Origin of the sequence: Citrobacter europaeus (genome assembly GCA_020099315.1) — a bacterium.
Lineage (GTDB): Bacteria > Pseudomonadota > Gammaproteobacteria > Enterobacterales > Enterobacteriaceae > Citrobacter > Citrobacter europaeus.
Map to the genome: position 1 here is coordinate 1,489,626 of CP083650.1, position 19,592 is coordinate 1,509,217.

At 54.2% G+C, this 19,592-nt stretch carries 20 protein-coding genes and 1 riboswitch; of the genes, 10 read left to right on the plus strand and 10 right to left on the minus strand.

What is annotated here, in order from left to right; genetic code table 11:
- Positions 1-74: 74 nt before the first annotated feature.
- A complete protein-coding gene (yvcK, locus tag LA337_06920) occupies positions 75-983 on the minus strand; it encodes a uridine diphosphate-N-acetylglucosamine-binding protein YvcK (protein ID UBI17417.1) in 909 nt (302 codons plus the stop codon).
- Between the two features lie 329 nt (positions 984-1,312).
- A riboswitch (molybdenum cofactor riboswitch) is annotated at positions 1,313-1,458 on the plus strand.
- Between yvcK and moaA the strand changes: the two genes are divergently transcribed.
- The 6 genes from moaA (at position 1,446) to LA337_06950 (ending at position 4,893) form a co-directional block, all read left to right on the plus strand.
- Positions 1,446-2,435 (plus strand): GTP 3',8-cyclase MoaA, encoded by a 990-nt coding sequence (moaA, locus tag LA337_06925; GenBank protein ID UBI17418.1) that lies wholly within the window; start codon positions 1,446-1,448, stop codon positions 2,433-2,435. Its footprint overlaps the riboswitch before it by 13 nt.
- Positions 2,436-2,454: 19 nt before the next feature.
- Entirely contained in the window at positions 2,455-2,967 is a 513-nt protein-coding gene (moaB, locus tag LA337_06930; protein UBI17419.1) for a molybdenum cofactor biosynthesis protein B, read from the plus strand.
- 2 nt (positions 2,968-2,969) lie between these two features.
- Positions 2,970-3,455, plus strand: coding sequence for a cyclic pyranopterin monophosphate synthase MoaC (gene moaC, locus LA337_06935; protein UBI17420.1), 486 nt, complete (start codon positions 2,970-2,972; stop codon positions 3,453-3,455).
- A complete protein-coding gene (gene moaD / locus LA337_06940) occupies positions 3,448-3,693 on the plus strand; it encodes a molybdopterin synthase sulfur carrier subunit (protein ID UBI17421.1) in 246 nt (81 codons plus the stop codon). The genes moaC and moaD overlap by 8 nt, the downstream gene beginning before the upstream one ends.
- 1 nt (position 3,694) lies before the next feature.
- Complete coding sequence (gene moaE, locus LA337_06945; GenBank protein ID UBI17422.1) at positions 3,695-4,147, plus strand: molybdopterin synthase catalytic subunit MoaE; 453 nt, start codon at positions 3,695-3,697, stop codon at positions 4,145-4,147.
- 41 nt (positions 4,148-4,188) lie between these two features.
- Positions 4,189-4,893 carry a Bax inhibitor-1/YccA family protein gene (locus LA337_06950; protein ID UBI17423.1) on the plus strand — a complete coding sequence of 235 codons (705 nt, stop codon included), beginning with the start codon at positions 4,189-4,191 and terminating at the stop codon, positions 4,891-4,893.
- Positions 4,894-4,983: 90 nt separating this feature from the next.
- On the opposite strand, the gene LA337_06955 is transcribed toward LA337_06950, so the two are convergent.
- From LA337_06955 to LA337_06965, 3 genes are read right to left on the minus strand one after another with little or no spacing between them, the layout of a single operon-like run.
- Positions 4,984-5,946 (minus strand): YbhN family protein, encoded by a 963-nt coding sequence (locus LA337_06955; GenBank protein UBI17424.1) that lies wholly within the window; start codon positions 5,944-5,946, stop codon positions 4,984-4,986.
- Entirely contained in the window at positions 5,946-7,187 is a 1,242-nt protein-coding gene (clsB, locus tag LA337_06960) for a cardiolipin synthase ClsB (protein ID UBI17425.1), read from the minus strand. Before clsB ends, LA337_06955 begins: the two co-directional genes overlap by 1 nt.
- Entirely contained in the window at positions 7,184-7,945 is a 762-nt protein-coding gene (locus LA337_06965; protein UBI17426.1) for an endonuclease/exonuclease/phosphatase family protein, read from the minus strand. Before LA337_06965 ends, clsB begins: the two co-directional genes overlap by 4 nt.
- A gap of 131 nt (positions 7,946-8,076) precedes the next feature.
- Between LA337_06965 and LA337_06970 the strand changes: the two genes are divergently transcribed.
- Positions 8,077-8,487 (plus strand): YbhQ family protein, encoded by a 411-nt coding sequence (locus LA337_06970; protein ID UBI17427.1) that lies wholly within the window; start codon positions 8,077-8,079, stop codon positions 8,485-8,487.
- On the opposite strand, the gene LA337_06975 is transcribed toward LA337_06970, so the two are convergent.
- Genes LA337_06975 through cecR form a run of 5 tightly spaced genes read right to left on the minus strand, consistent with a single transcriptional unit; the run spans position 8,449 to position 14,090 of the window.
- Positions 8,449-9,555: an ABC transporter permease gene (locus tag LA337_06975; GenBank protein ID UBI17428.1), complete on the minus strand. Its 1,107-nt coding sequence runs from the start codon at positions 9,553-9,555 to the stop codon at positions 8,449-8,451. The genes LA337_06970 and LA337_06975 overlap by 39 nt on opposite strands.
- A gap of 10 nt (positions 9,556-9,565) precedes the next feature.
- Entirely contained in the window at positions 9,566-10,699 is a 1,134-nt protein-coding gene (locus LA337_06980) for an ABC transporter permease (protein UBI17429.1), read from the minus strand.
- The gene (locus LA337_06985) at positions 10,692-12,428 is read right to left on the minus strand and encodes an ATP-binding cassette domain-containing protein (protein UBI17430.1); all 1,737 of its coding nucleotides are present in this window, start codon (positions 12,426-12,428) and stop codon (positions 10,692-10,694) included. The genes LA337_06980 and LA337_06985 overlap by 8 nt, the downstream gene beginning before the upstream one ends.
- On the minus strand, positions 12,421-13,416 hold the full coding sequence (gene hlyD, locus LA337_06990) for a secretion protein HlyD (GenBank protein UBI17431.1): 996 nt from the start codon (positions 13,414-13,416) through the stop codon (positions 12,421-12,423). Before hlyD ends, LA337_06985 begins: the two co-directional genes overlap by 8 nt.
- The gene (gene cecR / locus LA337_06995; protein ID UBI17432.1) at positions 13,413-14,090 is read right to left on the minus strand and encodes a transcriptional regulator CecR; all 678 of its coding nucleotides are present in this window, start codon (positions 14,088-14,090) and stop codon (positions 13,413-13,415) included. The genes hlyD and cecR overlap by 4 nt, the downstream gene beginning before the upstream one ends.
- Before the next feature lie 221 nt (positions 14,091-14,311).
- Between cecR and rhlE the strand changes: the two genes are divergently transcribed.
- Positions 14,312-15,655: an ATP-dependent RNA helicase RhlE gene (gene rhlE / locus LA337_07000; GenBank protein ID UBI17433.1), complete on the plus strand. Its 1,344-nt coding sequence runs from the start codon at positions 14,312-14,314 to the stop codon at positions 15,653-15,655.
- 67 nt (positions 15,656-15,722) lie between these two features.
- On the opposite strand, the gene LA337_07005 is transcribed toward rhlE, so the two are convergent.
- Positions 15,723-16,457, minus strand: coding sequence for a GntR family transcriptional regulator (locus LA337_07005; GenBank protein ID UBI17434.1), 735 nt, complete (start codon positions 16,455-16,457; stop codon positions 15,723-15,725).
- Positions 16,458-16,659: 202 nt separating this feature from the next.
- Here LA337_07005 and LA337_07010 point away from each other — a divergent pair, with 202 nt between their 5' ends.
- Both LA337_07010 and LA337_07015 read left to right on the plus strand, forming a co-directional pair.
- Positions 16,660-18,012, plus strand: coding sequence for an adenylosuccinate lyase family protein (locus LA337_07010; GenBank protein UBI17435.1), 1,353 nt, complete (start codon positions 16,660-16,662; stop codon positions 18,010-18,012).
- A 33-nt stretch (positions 18,013-18,045) separates the two neighbouring features.
- A complete protein-coding gene (locus LA337_07015; protein ID UBI17436.1) occupies positions 18,046-19,467 on the plus strand; it encodes an anion permease in 1,422 nt (473 codons plus the stop codon).
- Positions 19,468-19,592 lie beyond the last annotated feature (125 nt).

Below are 19,592 nucleotides of genomic sequence, written 5' to 3' on the forward strand. Positions count from 1 at the left end.
TAAACCCCTTATCCGGCCTACAGGATAGATCGCGTTTGTTGGCCTGATAAGCGCAGCGCATCAGGCAAATACGTTCAACCTAACGCCTGTACCGCTTTCTCCAGCGCGTTGTGCAATAGCTGGCGGTCATGGCGGTAGGGAATATCGCTGGCTTCCAGCACCTCCTGAATAACCACGCGGTCGGAAACGGTGGATACATCTACTTTCGGGCCCACAACCACCGCATCAATCACTTTTCTGCCAACATACTGTTCAATGATTGCCAGCTTATCGTTAAGTGTCAGGCCGGCTGCTGGCAGGCTTAACTCGCGGCCCAGATTGCCGATGTACACCATCGGAGCGGGAGTGCGACGTAATGCCTGCGCCAGTTCGTCGAGCAGCAGGAGCGGCATCAGGCTGGTGTAAAAACTGCCGGGACCTATCAGAATCAAATCCGCTTCAGCGATAGCTTCTACCGCCTCCCGCGTGGTGGGAACTTTTGGCGACAGCATCAGTTCCTGAGGTGGGATGGTAAGCTGATCGATATTCACTTCGCCATAAACTTCATGCCCCTGATCGTCGATAGCCATCAGATCTACCGGCAGCTCTGACATCGGAATTAAATGCGCGTCAACTTTCAGCAGACTACGAATTAAATTGATAGCCTCCAGAGGCCGCACGCTGAGGTGATCGAGCGCCTTTAACATCAGGTTTCCGAGGTTATGCCCGGAAAGTTCGCCATTACCGCCAAAACGATACTCAAACATGGCGGATGCAACGCTGGGTTGAGTGATTAACTGGTTCAGACAGTTACGCATGTCTCCCCAGGCAATCCCGCCTTCAGAGCGGCGAATACGACCTGTCGACCCGCCGTTATCGGTCGTGGTGACGATACCCGTCAGGCGCGAACCTAAAGGGGAAAGAGAGGAGAGAACGCGTCCCAGTCCATGCCCTCCGCCGAGAGCGACAACGCGGTCCAGATCTGCCAGCGTGCGAGTGCGCATAAATTTTCCTGATATCAATTAATCGGCGCTACAGTAACGTAAATAGCGTGTTTTCAGCAATTATCCAGTCGGCATCTGCCGTAATTTTTTTCTGCCATCTACTCCTTTCTGACGAGATCCACCTGACGGCAAGATGATGTATATCAATGCAAAACTGTGGTTTTTGCTTATTCTGTAGCGAAATTGCACGATCATGTCGTTATGTATGTATTTATATAGCGAAAGTGTACATGGCAAAAGCGTCATTTACACGCTAGTATCGGCATAACCACTAAGTACTCTAAATAATTTGAGTTGCCGAAAGCCAACGCATCTGCAACACGAAGTATGACGAGTATAAACACTCTAGCCTCTGCACCTGGGTCAAATGATACGGTGCTTTGGCCGTGACAATACTTGAAAAAGTTTGTCACCAGGGCGCAGGAAGAAATGACTACGTCTCCCGTATTTGGAAAGGTGTACATGGGCTCTCAACTTACCGATGCTTTCGCACGTAAGTTTTACTACTTACGTTTGTCGATTACCGATGTGTGTAACTTTCGTTGCACCTATTGCCTGCCGGATGGCTATAAGCCCGGTGGGGTCACCAATAACGGCTTTCTGACCGTTGATGAAATTCGCCGCGTTACGCGCGCATTCGCCAGCCTGGGAACGGAAAAAGTGCGTCTGACGGGGGGCGAACCGTCTCTGCGTCGCGACTTCACTGACATTATCGCCGCCGTGCGCGAAAACGACGCCATCCGTCAGATTGCGGTAACCACCAATGGTTATCGTCTGGCGCGCGATGCTGCTGCCTGGCGCGATGCCGGACTGACCGCGCTTAACGTCAGCGTCGACAGCCTCGATGCCCGCCAGTTTCACGCCATTACCGGGCAGGACAAATTTCAGCAGGTGATGGCGGGCATTGACGCCGCCTTTGAAGCCGGTTTTGAAAAAGTGAAAGTCAACACCGTGCTGATGCGCGACGTGAATCATCATCAACTGGACACCTTCCTGGCGTGGGTTCAGCCCCGTCCTATCCAACTGCGCTTTATTGAACTGATGGAAACGGGCGAGGGCAGTTCTCTCTTCCGTAAACACCATATTTCAGGCCAGGTACTGCGCGATGAGCTGCTGCGTCGCGGCTGGATCCACCAGATTCGACAGCGCAGCGACGGCCCGGCTCAGGTTTTCTGTCATCCTGACTATGCCGGCGAAATTGGTCTGATCATGCCTTATGAGAAAGACTTCTGCGCCACCTGCAACCGTCTGCGCGTTTCATCTGTCGGCAAGCTTCATCTGTGTTTATTCGGTGAAGGCGGCGTAAGCCTGCGAGATTTGCTGGAAAACGACGCTCAGCAGCCAGCGCTGGAAGAACGCATTTCAGCCGCGCTGCTGGAGAAAAAGCAGACCCATTTCCTGCATCAGAACAATACCGGTATTACGCAAAACTTATCTTACATTGGCGGCTGATCGCTAAAAGGAGTTTTTCATGAGTCAGGTAAGCGCTGAATTTATCCCGACACGCATTGCTATTCTTACCGTTTCAAGCCGTCGCGGCGAAGAGGATGATACCTCCGGCCATTATCTGCGTGACTCGGCGCAAGAAGCGGGTCATCAGATTGTCGACAAGGCGATTGTCAAAGAGAACCGCTACGCCATCCGTGCCCAGGTTTCTGCCTGGATTGCCAGTGACGATGTACAGGTGGTGCTTATTACCGGCGGCACCGGGTTAACCGAAGGGGACCAGGCGCCAGAAGCGCTGCAGCCGCTGTTCGACAGAGAAGTCGAAGGGTTTGGTGAAGTATTCCGTATGCTGTCGTTTGAAGAGATTGGCACCGCGACGCTGCAATCCCGGGCGATTGCCGGAGTAGCCAATAAAACGCTGATTTTCGCCATGCCGGGGTCGACGAAAGCGTGTCGTACCGCCTGGGAAAATATCATTGCGCCGCAGCTCGATGCCCGTACGCGTCCGTGTAATTTCCACCCACATTTGAAGAAATAAGTATGTCGCAACTGACTCATATTAACGCCGCTGGCGAAGCGCATATGGTGGATGTCTCCGCCAAGGCGGAAACCGTACGCGAGGCGCGTGCAGAAGCATTCGTGACCATGCGTAGCGAAACGCTGGCGATGATTATCGACGGCAGCCACCATAAGGGCGACGTTTTCGCCACGGCGCGTATTGCCGGTATCCAGGCTGCCAAACGCACCTGGGATCTTATCCCGTTGTGTCATCCGCTGATGCTGAGCAAGGTTGAAGTCAATCTGCACGCTGAACCGGAACATAACCGCGTACGCATTGAAACGCTGTGTCGCCTGACCGGTAAAACCGGCGTTGAAATGGAAGCGTTAACGGCGGCCTCCGTGGCGGCGTTGACCATCTACGATATGTGCAAAGCGGTGCAAAAGGATATGGTGATTGGACCGGTGCGTCTGCTGGCAAAAAGCGGCGGAAAATCGGGCGATTTTAAGGTGGATGCGCATGATTAAGGTTCTTTTCTTTGCTCAGGTACGGGAACTGGTGAACACGGATGCGTTAGAAGTTGCTGCCGGGTTTGCAACGGTAGAAGCCCTGCGCCAGCATCTGGCAGCGCAAAGCGATCGCTGGGCGCTGGCCCTGGAAGACGGTAAGCTGCTGGCGGCGGTAAACCAGACGCTGGTCAGTTTTGACCATCCCCTTAACGCGGGTGACGAAGTGGCTTTCTTCCCGCCGGTAACCGGAGGCTAAGATGGCTGAAACGCGAATTGTTGTTGGCCCTGCGCCGTTCAGCGTTGGGGATGAGTATCCCTGGCTGGCCGAGCGTGATGAAGACGGCGCGGTCGTCACTTTCACCGGTAAAGTGCGCAATCACAATCTCGGTGATAGCGTGCGGGCGTTAACGCTGGAACACTATCCGGGAATGACTGAAAAAGCGCTGGCGGAGATTGTCGACGAGGCGCGTTCGCGCTGGCCGCTGGGTCGGGTGACGGTAATTCATCGCATTGGCGAACTGTGGCCGGGTGACGAAATCGTTTTTGTTGGCGTGACCAGTGCGCATCGCAGCAGCGCGTTTGATGCCGGGCAGTTCATTATGGATTACCTGAAAACTCGCGCGCCGTTCTGGAAGCGCGAGGCTACGCCGGAAGGTGAGCGCTGGGTTGATGCCCGCGACAGTGATAAGCTAGCAGCAAAACGCTGGTAGAGTACAATTGTTGTAGGCTCATACTGATTCAGGAGATTGTCATGGACCGATTCCCACGATCCGATTCTATTGTACAGGCCCGTTCCGGCCTGCAAACGTATATGGCGCAGGTGTACGGCTGGATGACCTGCGGACTGTTGCTGACGGCGTTTATCGCCTGGTATGCGGCAAATACGCCCGCGGTGATGATGTTTGTCTTCTCCAGCAAAATCACCTTCTTTGGCCTGATCATCGCTCAACTGGCACTGGTGTTTGTCCTGTCCGGCATGGTGCAAAGGCTCAGCGCAGGTATGGCGACAACGCTGTTTATGCTCTATTCGGCATTAACTGGTTTGACGCTATCAAGCATTTTTATCGTCTATACCTACTCGTCTATCGCCAGCACTTTCGTGGTCACCGGCGGGATGTTCGGGATCATGAGTCTGTATGGCTACACCACCAAACGCGATTTGAGCGGCTTCGGCAATATGCTGTTCATGGCGCTGATCGGTATTGTGCTGGCCTCGCTGGTTAACTTCTGGCTCAAGAGCGAAGCGCTGATGTGGGCGGTAACCTATATCGGGGTGATTGTGTTTGTTGGTTTGACCGCCTATGACACGCAGAAGCTGAAAAATATCGGTGAGCAGATCGACCTGCGCGACAGCTCCAATCTGCGTAAATACGCGATTCTTGGAGCCCTAACGCTGTATCTGGACTTCATCAACCTGTTCCTGATGCTGCTGCGTATTTTTGGCAATCGTCGTTAATCGTCTGTTGCCGGATGGCGCTGCGCTTATCCGGCCTACAGTTGTGTATCGAAAGTAGGCCGGATAAGGCGTTAAGCCGCATCCGGCAAATCATTTCGCCATCGCCTTCTCGTTTTTTACCCGCAGCTTTTTCGCCCGACTCTCCAGCAGCAAATAACACACCAGCGCCAGCAGTAGCGGAATAAAATAGTACAGCACGCGATACGCGAGCAGTGCGGCAATGATCGTGCCCTGAGACGTGTCCTCTCCTGCCAGCAGCGCCATAAACACCGCCTCCAGCACGCCAATTCCCGCCGGAATATGTACGATAACGCCGGCAATACTGCTCACCAGTAGCACGCCCAGCACGAAGAAATAGTTAATATTCTGACCCAGCAACAACCAGATAATCGCCCCCATTACCATCCAGTTAGCCCCGGATATCGCCATTTGTGCGAGGGCAAATTTCCAGGAGGGTAGCACCAGTTTTTGGCCCTTGATGGTGATGTGGCGATGTTTAGCGAAGGCGCAAAACCACAGATAAACGCCAATTATCAACAGCAGCGCAATGCCTAAGATACGCAGCGTACCTTCATCGATATACCAGTGCGCGGGCAGTTCGACGACGCCGAAAGTAAAAATAAAACCGCCCAGCAGAATATAGCCCAGCCAGTTGGTGGTAATGCTCAGTGAAAAAATTCGGGTAATTGTGCTCCCCGGCAACCCGAGACGCGAGTAGAGCCGATAGCGCATCCCAATACCGCCCACCCAGGTGCTTAACGTCAGGTTGAAGGCGTAACAGATAAACGACACCAGCATGACCTGGCGTTTTGCCAGCTTGTGCCCACAGTAGTAGCGCCCGAGCAGGTCATAACAGCCGTAAAGTAAATAACTGACGATCACCAGCCCCACGGCACTGAGCAGGGCAATCCGATTATAATCGCGGATTACCGTCCATACTTCCTGCCAGTTGACCTTGCTGGCATAAACGACCAGCAATACGATCACCGCAATAAAAAAAAGCCATGTGAGGATCTTTTTCGCTGACCGCCAGCGTCGGTGGTTTTTTGTCATCAGGTTTTCCCTCCTGCATCCTCAGTTTGTATACGGTCCTGGGTTTCCAGAGCGGGCTGTGCGGGCGGCTCTACCTCGGCCAGAAGCGGGGTATGCGCCGGCAGCCAGCCGACCAGCGCCGGGAAGTGGCGTAAGAAGTGGAAGGCCAGCACGCTCTTTGTCAGGTTCCACCAGGTGCGTTTTGGCAGCATAGATTCGTCAACCCGCTTGCAGTCCTTGGCAATAATGGGATTCAGGTTGTCACGCAGAGTCTGGTTAAATGCGCGGTCATGAATAATCAGATTTGCTTCCAGATTCAGCGACAGGCTCAGCGGATCGAGATTGCTGGAGCCCACCGTCGCCCAGTGATCGTCCATCAGCGCTACTTTGCCATGCAGAGGTTTACGACGGTATTCATAGACATGGACGCCGCCCTTGACCAGATAGTTATACAACAGGCGGGCGCCCACTTTTACAATCGGCATGTCCGGTTCGCCCTGCACGATGAGTTTTACCCGAACGCCGCGCCGCGCTGCTTTACGCAGGGCATGCAGCAGGCGATATCCGGGAAAGAAATAGGCATTGGCGATAATCACTTCCCGCCGGGCCTGGGTCAGCATTTTCAGATAATGGCGTTCAATATCATCGCGATGCTCTTCGTTATCGCGCCAGACAAACAGCGCCTGCGCTTCGCCGGGACGATGATTGTCGATTGCCCGGTGATGACGTCGCCACCAGCGGCGTACGGCGCTTTGCCCGGGCAGGTTTTCCAGCACGAATGTCAGGATGTCGGCCACGATGGGACCTTCAACGCGCACGGCGTAATCCTGCTTGGCCTCAGGGCCGTAATCAGACATATGTTCAGCGGAATAATTGATGCCGCCGACGAAAGCAACACGGTCATCAATGACCACAATTTTGCGATGCATACGGCGAAAGAGATTGGTGCGCATTCCAAACAAACGTGGACGCGGATCGTAGTAGCGGAAAACAACGCCGGCTACGGTGAGCTCTTCGACAAAACTGTCGCTAAGATCCGGCGAGCCGTAGCCATCCAGCAGCACCTCTGCTTTGATTCCTCGCTGGGCGGCCCCGAGTAGCGCGGCATGCAGCTGTTTTCCGACCGCATCCTCAAACCAGATAAAGGTTTCGAGGATAATTTTTTGCTGCGCCTGCTCAATGGCCTCAAAGACGGCGGGATAAAATTGATCGCCGTTTTCCAGCAGTTGTATTTGATTGCCTTCACGCCAGCCATATTTCATAAATGAATCTCCGCACTCAGGGGGGCATGATCGGACAAATGTCGCCAGTGGCGCAGCGCCAGCGTCGTTGGAGTACTGGCATTGGCGTTTTTCACGTAGATCCTGTCCAGACGCAGCAGGGGAAACTGCACCGGAAAGGTTCGCGCCGGGCGACCGTGGGCGCGGGTAAAAATCTCATCAAGGCCGGCCCTGGCTTTCAACGGGCGATTGGCCGTTTGCCGCCAGTCATTAAAATCTCCGGCGATCACCACGGGCTCCGTGTCGGGCAGGGCGTTGACCCAGTCTGCCAGCATAGCGAGCTGAGCCTGGCGGTGAGCTTCACGTAAACCGAGATGCACGCACATCACATGGATGGGGTGGGAGAGCATTGGCGGTACGATTCGGCAGTAAAGGACCCCGCGCTTTTCACTCGCGCCGACGGAAACATCACGATTTTCATAATGCTCAATGGGATACCGCGACAGCACCGCATTACCGTGATGTCCCTGCGGGTATACGGCGTTACGCCCGTAGGCGAAGTCGCTCCACATCGTGTCCGCCAGAAATTCGTAGTGGCTGGTATCCGGCCAGTTCTCAATATGCAACGAATGAGCTTCGTGCGCGCCCATGACTTCCTGCAGACACACAATGTCTGCACCAACCGTTCTGACAGCCTCCCGTAGCTCAGGCAAAATAAAACGCCGGTTGAAGGCGGTGAACCCTTTGTGAGTATTAATGGTGAGCACATTGAATGAAAATTGAACTCCCGATCCGCTCATGAGCCTCCCGATGGCGTCACTTCCTAAATAAAATAGTGTAGTCGTCGTCACAAAAAGATGCGGTGTTGCGGAATTTTCCGTAAAGTCCGGTACTCTGAACAATTAGTCGAAAATCCTTCAGGAGAATAGCCATGAGGTGGCAACAACGTGTTCGTGTCGCAACGGGTCTAAGTTGCTGGCAGATAGTGTTGCATTTACTGGTAGTGGCGTTGCTGGTAATGGGCTGGATGAGCGGCACGCTGGTGCGCGTCGGCCTGGGATTATGCGTCGTTTACGGCGTAACGGTTTTATTAATGCTGGCCTTGCAACGTCACCATGAACAGCGCTGGCGCGACGTCGCTGACGTGCTGGAAGAGCTGACTACCACGTGGTATTTCGGTGCCGCAATGATCGTACTGTGGCTGCTGTCGCGTGTGTTGCAAAATAACGTCTTGCTGGCACTGGCGGGGCTGGTGATCCTTGCCGGACCCGCCGTGGTCTCGCTGCTGGCGAAAGACAAAAAGCTACATCACCTTGCGTCTAAACATCGCATACGCCGCTGAGCCGGTCGTGGCCGCTATCACTAATAGCGGCCACAAACTTCCCCAGACAATCTGCAGACTCGCATCCTTCAGGTAAATTTGTTTGGTGATGTCCGTAAAATGACGGATTGGGTTTATCCACGTGAGATTCTGCAACCAGACCGGCATGTTTTCGACCGGTGAAACATAGCCCGAGAGTAAAATCGCTGGCATCATAAACACAAACACCCCGATAAATGCCTGCTGCTGGGTGGCGCACAGCGATGAAATCAGCAGACCAAAGCCGACCAGCGACAGCCCGTAAATTACCATCGTGAAATAGAACAACCCCAGTGAACCGGCAAATGGGATGTGATAAGCCCAGATGCCGATCGCCAGCACAATGGTGGCCTGAAAAGTGGCCACAATTAACGCAGGCACCGCTTTGCCGATGAAAATCTGCCAAGTGGTAAGCGGGGAAACCAGCAGTTGATCCAGCGTGCCTTGCTCGCGCTCGCGGGCAACCGAGAGCGAGGTGACGATCATTACGCCGATAGTGGTGATCATGGCGATCAGCGACGGAACCACAAACCATTTATAATCCAGATTCGGGTTATACCAGTTACGCACTACCAGCTCGCTGTTATTCGGCTTCGGCTTGCCGTCCATCAGCTCCTGCTGATACTCCTTAACGATTTGCTGCAGGTAATTCGCGGCAATTTGCGCGCTGTTGGAGTTACGTCCGTCGAGGATAATCTGCATGGGAGCCTGCTGGAAGGTATCCAGATTACGCGAAAAGTTAGCCGGGAAACGCACCAACAGCAGGGCTTTTTGCGTGTCGATGGTGGGCTGGATCTCCTGCGGACTTTTCAGCAGCAGAACATGCGTAAAGGCGCTGGCGCGGGCGAAGCGCTGGGTGAGCTCCACCGAATGTTTACCGTTATCTTCGTTATAGATAGCGATAGTCGCGTTGGTGACTTCCAGCGTTGCCGCGAACGGGAACAGGATAACCTGAATCAGCACCGGTAAAATCAGAATGGCTCGCGTCTGCGGTTCGCGTAACAGCGATTGCAGCTCTTTGCGAATTAATGTCCATAATCGATGAAACATGCCCGTCCCCTTAATCCAGCCGACGTTTGGTTTTAAGCCACGTCAGGCCGATAAACATTACTGCCGAAGCGATTAAAAACAGCACGTTGACAATCAGCACTACCGGAATATTTCCCGCCAGAAACAGGCTTTGCAGGGTGCTGACGAAATAACGAGCCGGAATAATGTAGGTCACCGCCCGAATAATCGCGGGCATGCTGTCTATCTGGAAGATAAAACCCGACAGCATAATCGAGGGCAGGAAGGCGGCATTCAGCGCGACCTGCGCGGCGTTAAACTGGTTGCGAGTGATGGTGGAAATAAGCAACCCCATACCGAGCGTACTGAGCAGAAACAGGCTGGTAATAAAAAACAGGATCAGCAAGGAGCCACGATAGGGCACGCCAAGAATAAACACCGATACCAGCATACACAGCAGCATCGCCAGCATGCCCAGAAAGTAATAGGGGATCAGTTTGCACAGTAGGAGTTCGACGCGGGTGACTTCGGTAGACAGCAGCGCTTCCATGGTTCCGCGCTCCCATTCGCGTGCCACCACTAATGAGGTGAGGATGGCGCCAATGACCGTCATTATGATGGTTACTGCCCCAGGAATAATAAAGTGCTGGCTGATGGCCGCCGGGTTAAACCAGTAGCGGGTCTGCACATCGATCAATGGCTTGAACGATTCTCCACGATCTTCCGCCCGCTGTTGCTGCCAGATTTGCCAGATGCCTTCGACATAACCCTGCACAAAGTTGGCGGTATTCGGCTCACTGCCGTCGGTAATCACCTGGATCGGCGCCACGTCGTTGGGCCGCGCCATCTGCTGGGCGAAATCCACCGGGATCACCACCAGCCCGCGAATGCGCCCGGCCTGCATTTTCTCAATCAGTTCCTGACGGTTATCGCTGATGGTGGCGTCAATATAGGGCGAACCGGTCATAGTATGGGTGAAATCCAGCGCCTCTTCGCTTTGCTGTTCGAGCAAAATCCCTACCCGCAGCTTGCTGGAGTCGAGGTTGATCCCGTAGCCGAAGATAAACAGCAGCAGCAGCGGGATCACCACCGCAATCAGCCAACTGCTGGGATCGCGGACGATCTGGCGCGTCTCTTTTACGCACAGCGCACGTACGCGACGCCAGGAGAGAGCGGAGTTACTCATGCGTATGCTCCTTATCCCAGTCATTGATTAGCGTAATAAACGCCTGCTCCATTGTCGGATCCGGCGTGTCGCTGTCGGCAGCCTGAGCTTTCAGGTCGTCCGGCGTACCGCTGGCAATCAGTTTGCCGCGATACACCAACCCGATGCGATCGCAGTATTCCGCCTCATCCATAAAGTGGGTGGTCACCATCACCGTGACGCCTTTTTCCACCATGCTGTTGATATGCAACCAGAACTCGCGGCGGGTGAGGGGATCGACCCCGGAAGTGGGTTCATCAAGGAACAGAATGTCGGGTTCATGCATCAGTGAGCAGGCCAGCGCCAGACGCTGCTTAAAGCCCAGCGGCAATTCGTCGGTGGCGTGGGAGGCGATGTTCTTCAGGCCGAATGCCTCGCTCATACGGTCAATTTTCTCTTTCTGCGCCCGACCGCGCAGGCCGTAGACACCGGAGAAAAAGCGCAGATTCTGTTCAACCGTCAGGTTGCCATACAGGGAGAATTTCTGCGCCATATAGCCCAGATGCTGACGCGCTTTGCCGGAGCTGACTTTCAGATCCATATCCAGCACCAGCGCTTTGCCGGAAGTGGGGACCAGCAGGCCGCACATCATTTTAAACGTGGTAGACTTACCGGCGCCGTTGGGTCCTAACAGACCAAAAATCTCGCCGCGCTGCACGGCAAAGTCTACGTGGTCGGTAGCGGCAAAATCGCCAAATTTCTTGGTCAGCGCTTTGGCCTCGATCACCGTTTCGCCAGGCGTGCCTTCCACGGTATGCAGGATAGCCCCCAGCGGGGACTCTGATGTTCCGGCCCCACCGAGTAAATCGATAAAAGCATCTTCGAAGCGCGGCGCAGTTTCGTTGATGGTTATCTCCGGCATGCCGTCAGCGCGTTGAATCTGCTGAGCTGTAGCCTCTTTTTTCAGGATTAAACGGACTGATTTCCCCTGAATCATCCCATCGCTGACCTGCGGCAGTTTTAATGCGCGTTGCAGCAGCCGGCGGTTGTTTTCCTGCGGACTGCTCATCAGGAAGCTGCGACCCGCCATGGTTTGCGTAAGCTGAGTGGGATCGCCCTGGTATAATAATTCCCCTTCGTTCATCAGCAGCACATCACGACACTGTTCAGCCTCATCCAGATAGGATGTACTCCAGAGGATCAGCATGCCGTCCCCGGCCAGTTCGTGGACCATTTGCCACAGTTCGCGACGGGAAATAGGGTCGACGCCGACGCCTGGCTCATCCAGCAGCAATACTTTGGGTTCGCCGACCAGCGTACAGGCAAGCCCGAGCTTCTGTTTCATGCCACCGGAAAGCTTGCCAGCCAGTCGTCCGGTAAACGGCCCCAGCGAGGTGAATTCCAGTAGCCGGGCAAAGGTTTTTTCTCGCGTTTCACCGGTGACGCTGCGCAAATCAGCATAGAGATTGAGGTTCTCCATGACCGTCAAATCTTCATACAGACCAAATTTCTGCGGCATATAGCCGAGCACTGCATGCAGCGCGCTGTCGTCTCTGATGGGATCAAAACCAATCACCGCAGCACTTCCGGCATCGGGTTTTAACAACCCCGCCAGCATTCGCATCAGCGTAGTTTTGCCCGCGCCGTCGGGTCCGACAAGTCCGGTCACGTAGCCCGCATGGACGGTGCAGTCGAGTGGGGCGACAGCCGGTTTTTCCATTCCGGCAAAGTTTTTCGTCAGCCCTTTAAGCGTAATGACGGCGTCATTCATGCCGTGCCTCATCGGCAAACTTAATTGTTACCGGCATTCCCTGGCGTAGCGCATCGTCCGCGTCGGTGACGACAATTCGCAGTCGATAAACCAGGTCGGTGCGCAGGTCAGGGGTCTCAACCGTTTTCGGCGTAAACTCGGCGGTAGGGGATACGAAGCCGATTTTACCGTGATACGGTTTGTCCGGGCGACCATCGGTATAGAGCTGGATTTCTCGTCCTGGCTGCGCCTGGCTCAGATTTCGTTCGTCAACGTAGGCGCGAACCCATACCGGACGCGTGAGCGACAGCGTCAGTACCGTGCCCCCTTCGTTCAGCATGCTGCCGGGTTCAACCGCACGGGTGAGAAGCGTGCCATCTGACGGCGAGGTCAGCGTGGTGTCATGCAAATTAAGCTCTGCCTGCGCCAGCTCGGCCTGGGCCTGTTCGAGCGCGGCTTTTGCCTGTTCGATGTCCTGTACACGATTACCGCTGCGATATTGCGTGAGCTTATCCTGCGCGGATTTCAGTGAGGCCAGCGCCTGATCCCGTGATGAACGGGCGTTTTCCAGATCGTTGGCGGAAATGGTGCGGCTTTTCCACAATCCTACCTGCCGATTGTAAAAGTTCTGCGCGTAATCATAGGCCGCCTGCGCCTGTTTGACAGCCGCCGCGGTTTGCGCGATCTCTTCTTCGCGATATCCTGCCAGCATCAGATCGTATTGCGCCTGCGCAGCGGCAACATTGGCTTTTGCCTGCATTAATGCGTTTTCATACGGCGCGCGATCCAGTTCGCCCAGCACCTGACCGGCGGTAATCGCATCGCCTTCGTCAACAGCCAGCGAGGCCAGCCTGCCGCCGACGCGAAAACTCAGGTTGACGCTACGGATGTCGACATTGCCGTACAGCGTCAGGCCGTTATCTTGCCGGCTTTGATACCACCACGTTCCACCGGCAATCACGGCAACGAGGGCCGCGATGACCAGCCCGAGAACGACAGGTTTTTTCATGACTCCAGACTCCTTTGCGTTAAACCTTGCAGAATAAGATCGATGTGACAGGTGATCGTTTGGTCAATCAGCGCGGTTTTATCCTCATCAAATTGTGACCAGCCCGTACGCAACAGAATGGTTTCTTTCCCCAGACGAAAGGCCAGCACTTCGCCGAGTATGGCGTGGGTGTGCAGAATCATTTGGGTATCGTTGGCATCGCCGCCGGTATAGGCGGCAATCAGGCGTGTCAGGTGTGTATGCAGCGGATTGATAACCTGGTCGTGCACCAGTTGATAAGCCGCGGTGGGGGAAAGCTGTTCACGCGAGATAAATTTGCTCAGGTTAACGGTGTCGTCCTGAGTTAACAGCATGATCATATTTTTGCAGGCGCGCAGGATCAGTTCGCGCATAGCGCCGCGATCAGGCTCCGGCTGCGCAAACAGACGCTCGGCTTCTTCAGCGTGCGGGCGAAACTGTGAGCCGATAAAATCTGCAATCCACTGGGCGCAGGCGAGATATAAATCCTCTTTTGAGCCAAAATAGTAGGTGATGGCCGCAATATTTTGCCCGGCCTGCGCGGCGATATCGCGCGTGGTGGCATGCAGACCATACTCGCCAAACTGCGCCAGCGCGGCGGCAATGAGCTGATTTTTCGCCTGTTCACCTTTGGTTGTCATGGTGGGTGTATTCATGGCCCAACTCTAATCTTAATCAATCGATTGATTAAGATTATGACTGATGTGTAACCTTGTCCAGTCCAGACCGTTATTTTCCTGCACAGGGATAATTTATGCGGCACATCACAAAAACTGCTACACTCCGCCCCTTCATGACATTGTGGTTTTTGTCATCTCTATTATATGTATCTCCCTGAAAACGACACCGGTAACGGTCAGGGTGGTTCGGAGTTGTTATGTCTTTTGATTCCCTTGGTTTAAACCCTGATATTTTACGTGCCGTTGCCGAGCAGGGTTACCGTGAACCTACCCCTATTCAGCAGCAGGCGATCCCTGCCGTGCTGGAAGGCCGCGATCTGATGGCCAGCGCCCAGACCGGCACGGGGAAAACGGCAGGTTTTACCCTGCCGCTGTTGCAGCACCTGATTACTCATCAGCCGCATGGTAAAAGCCGTCGTCCGGTTCGTGCGCTGATCCTTACGCCAACCCGCGAACTGGCAGCCCAGATTGGCGAAAACGTCCGTGATTACAGTAAGTATCTGAATATTCGCTCGCTGGTGGTTTTCGGCGGCGTCAGTATTAACCCGCAGATGATGAAGCTGCGTGGCGGCGTGGATGTGCTGATTGCCACTCCGGGTCGTTTGCTCGATCTGGAGCACCAGAATGCGGTGAAACTGGATCAGGTTGAAATCCTGGTGCTGGATGAAGCTGACCGCATGCTGGATATGGGCTTTATTCACGACATTCGTCGCGTTCTGGCGAAATTGCCGGCAAAACGTCAGAACCTGCTGTTCTCAGCAACGTTCTCTGACGATATCAAGTCGCTGGCCGAAAAGCTGCTGCACAATCCGCTGGAAATCGAAGTGGCGCGTCGTAATACCGCGTCCGAGCAGGTGACTCAGCACGTTCATTTCGTAGATAAGAAGCGTAAACGCGAACTGTTGTCGCAGATGATAGGTCAGGGCAACTGGCAGCAGGTGCTGGTGTTTACCCGTACCAAACACGGTGCGAACCATCTGGCGGAACAGCTGAATAAAGACGGTATCCGTAGCGCGGCGATCCACGGTAACAAATCTCAGGGAGCGCGTACGCGTGCGCTGGCTGATTTTAAATCCGGTGATATTCGCGTGCTGGTGGCGACCGACATTGCCGCGCGCGGCCTGGACATTGAAGAATTGCCGCATGTGGTGAACTACGAGTTGCCAAACGTCCCGGAAGATTACGTGCACCGTATTGGTCGTACCGGTCGTGCGGCCGCTACTGGCGAAGCGTTGTCTCTGGTGTGCGTCGATGAACATAAGCTGCTGCGCGACATCGAGAAGCTGCTGAAAAAAGAGATCCCGCGTATTGCAACGCCAGGCTATGAGCCAGACCCGTCCATCAAAGCCGAGCCGATCCAGAATGGTCGCCAGCAGCGTGGCGGCGGCGGCCGTGGTCAGGGTGGAGCAGGGCGTGGCCAACAGCCGCGTCGTCAGGATGGCGGTGCGCCAAAAGCGAAACCGCGTAGCGGCGAAGGCAAACCGGCAGGCGACAAGCCTCGTCCACCGCGCCGTCCGCGCAAACCGTCTACAGCGCAGTAATTCCCTTACTGTATGGCTGTATAAACACGCTATCCGGTCTACACACTGTGTAGGCCGGATAGGTCAATCACTCCCCCGAACTTTGCGATTTCAGCACGATCGAGCAGGTATATCGTCCTGCCGGGTGAATCGAAATCGTCGTCTCAAATACTTTCCCGTTCCTGTCCAGATAACGACGCACAATTCTCATCGCTGGCGAATCAGGCGCTACATTGAGAATCTTTGCCACCTTTTTGGGCACTCCGACAGCCGTAATTGTCTGATGCACCTCATGACTTTTGATACCGTAATGCGTTTCGATCAAATCGCTGATTAATGAGTGTGGATCGTCACGGATGTACGTGCGCAACTTGGCGTAATCCGTGCTGGCATAGCTGTCCGTCCAGCAGATTGGCGCGTCGGGGTTGTGCGCATCTTCGCGAGTGCTGGCAATGTGCAGCCATCGAGAACCTGGCGGGCAGCCAATCATCTGGGACAACTCTATGTCCGCCACAATCTCATCGATTTTCTTGATGACGCGCAGATTGTTTTTGGCCAGCAGCAACAGATCCTCAAGATGCGATAGCGGGTGATTGACGCCGTTCGCCTTAGGTTCGCAAACGCGAGTACCCGCACCTTTACGCCGTGAAATCAGACCTTGCTCTGTTAATTCCCTTAACGCCTCACGCATGGTGTGGCGGCTGACCTGCCATGTTTCGCACAGTTCCATTTCCGTAGGAAACAGCGAGCCGGGGGCGAAGGTTCCCACCGCAATTTGCTGCGCCAGTTCACGTGCTATTCGCTTGTACAGAGATTCTTTCATCGCAGTTTCATCAAAATATTAGTGATCTTTATCACGAAAATTTGTACGGACTATTCCCTACATTTCTTATGAATACTATAAATGTCCGTACATTTAAATGTACGGACATTTTGTTATGTCTGGACATTATGGCGACGTTTGGACATTCAACAAACTGCCGTAAACACGCATCTTATCATTATCAGATTTTCCAGGGGGATTTATGGCTTCGAATGTACTTGATTCTGTTCTGTTCAGGGATTCTTTCGGTACACCGGCGATGCGCGCGGTGTTTGACGATCGCGAACTGGTGCGCAAATACGTGGAAGTGGAAGTGGCATTAGCCAAAGCCCAGGCACGCTGCGGTGTGATACCCGAGGCTGCTGCGGTGGAAATTGCTGAAAAATGTAATGCCGACACGCTCGATTTTGATTTATTGCGCCATGAAACCGAAATTGTGGGTTATCCGATCCTACCGCTGGTCCACCAGATTTCTAAACAGGCTGGCGAGTCCGGCGGTTATGTGCACTGGGGGGCAACCACTCAGGACATTATGGACACCGCAGTGGTCCTGCAAATTCGTGATGCTTTTGCGCTCATTGAATCCGATATGGACAAACTCCGCGCCACGCTGGCCGATCTTTCACGCCGCTACCGTGATACGCCGATGGCCGGGAGAACCCATTTACAACAGGCTTTGCCGGTGACATTCGGTTACAAAGCGGCCATCTGGCTGGATATGTTTGAACGCCACGCGGAACGTCTTACCCAGGCGCGTCCTCGTGTATTGGTTGGCGAATTTGCGGGGGCGGCCGGTACGCTGGCATCGCTGGGGGATAAAGGGCTGGCGGTACAAAAAGCGATGATGGAAGAGCTTGGTCTGAATGTTCCAACCTCCACCTGGCACGTCGCGCGTGATGGTTTTGCCGAAGCGGTGAACCTGTTAGCGGTGATTACCGGGTCGCTGGGTAAGATTGCCTACGACGTAATGCTGCTGGCAGCTAACGAGTTTGGTGAGCTGTATGAGCCGTTTGTTAAAGGGCGTGGCGCCAGCAGTACCATGCCGCAGAAACGCAACCCTATTTCCAGCGAGCTGATGCTGGCCTGTGCCAAAGGTGTTCGCCAACAGGCAGGGTTGATGCTTGATGCGATGGTACAAGATCTGGAGCGTGCAACCGGGCCGTGGCATGCCGAATGGATTGCCATCCCGGAAAGTTTCGTTCTCAGCGCGGGGGCGTTGCATCAGGCCAATTTTATGCTGGCGGGGCTGGTGGTCGATGAAGCGGCGATGAAACGTAACCTCGGTATGACCAACGGATTGATTGTAGCTGAGGCAGTCATGATGGGATTGGCCCCGTACATCGGTCGTCAGGATGCACATGACGTGGTGTACGACGCCTGCCGTATCGTCAACGAACAGGGTGGGCGATTGGCTGATGTGCTGAATGCGATGCCCTCTGTCTCTGAACGACTGGACCCACAGTTGATTGAAAAACTGACCGACCCGGCAAATTACCTTGGAATGGCACCGGCGATGGTGGATCAGGTATTAGCAAGATATATGTCGCGGAAATGAACGTTCTCGGGCTAATGGAATAAGGATATTTTTATGTCAACGAATTCTGTCACGGGAAAATCCATTCTGTCGTTCCTGATACCGCTGGCGATAGGCGCGATCGTTTGGTTTTATCCCGTACCTGATGGTCTGACGCCTCAGGCCTGGCATATGTTCGCGATATTTGCCGCGACCATTGCCGCCATTCTTACTCAGCCGCTCCCTTCGGGGGCGGTGATGTTGGTTGCACTTTGTGTGGTTATTTTCACCAAAACATTACCAGAGGCAAAGGCGCTGTCAGGGTTTGCGTCCGGTACGGTATGGCTCATTTTCTGTGCTTACGTCTTGTCTCTGGGGTTTGTAACGTCAGGACTGGGGAAACGTATCGCGTATAAAATGTTATCGCTCTTTGGTGGTAGCAGCCTGGGTATCGCTTACTCACTGGGGGTTTCCGATCTGATTATGGCCCCGGCAATGCCGTCAGTAACCGCGCGGTCCGGGGGCATTATTTTTCCCATCACTCGTTCCATCAATGATGTATTGGGTTCCGCTCCAGGGGTTACTGGCAAGCGCATTGGCGATTTCTTAACCATGGTGTGCTTCCAGTTTACGCCGATTACCGGGGCGATTTTCCTCACCGGGATGGCGGCGAATCCGCTGGTAGCCAGTCTGGCTAAATCGTCATTGGGTATAGAGATAACCTGGGGCGGATGGTTTATTTCCGCAGTGGTTCCTGCGATGGTCTGTTTCTGCCTGATGCCACTTCTGGTTTACAAGTTATTGGATCCCGAGCTTAAGCGTACGCCAGAGGCAAAAGCGATGGGTAAGCAGGCGCTCGGTGAACTCGGTTCGATGAGCAGCAATGAGAAAAAGGTTGCGTTTGGGTTTGTGCTGGCGCTGGTTGGCTGGGGCACTAGCTTGATTACTGGATTGTCTGCCACATCTGTCGGACTGGGGCTGGCTGCTTATCTGTTCGCCTCGGGTGCCGTTAGCTGGAAAAGCCTGCTTAATGACCATGCGGCATGGGATACGGTAATCTGGTTTAGCGTTATAATTAGTCTGGCGACCGGACTTGCCGATCTGGGCTTTATTAAATGGATGACCGTAAAGCTAGGCAGCGGTATTCAAGGGTTTGGCGCGATCGAGTCCTTTATTGTCCTGGGGATCCTTTACATTTACGTCCATTATCTCTTTGCTACGGCTACCGGGCACGTGGCTGCGCTGTATGCCCCTTTCGCGGCCACGGCGATCGCTGCAGGTGCGCCGCCGATGATGGTCGCTATTTGCTTCGGTATCTTTAGTAACCTGATGTGGGGGAATACCGAGTATGGCGGCGGACCTGGCCCTATTTATTTTGCCCAGGGCTATTTTGAACGGCCGCGCTTTTACAAGATTAACCTCTGTGTGGTGACGGCAAATGTGATCATCATTTTTGCCGTGGGCATGCTGTGGTGGAAGCTGCTGGGGTACTATTAATCGACACGTTTATTCGGCCTGCAATGAACCTGGCTGTAGGCCGGATAGCATGTAAGCCGCCATCCGGAAATTTAAGTCAAAGCTGCGAAGCGCTTTCCAGAATGGGGGAAAAAGGTACATTCAAC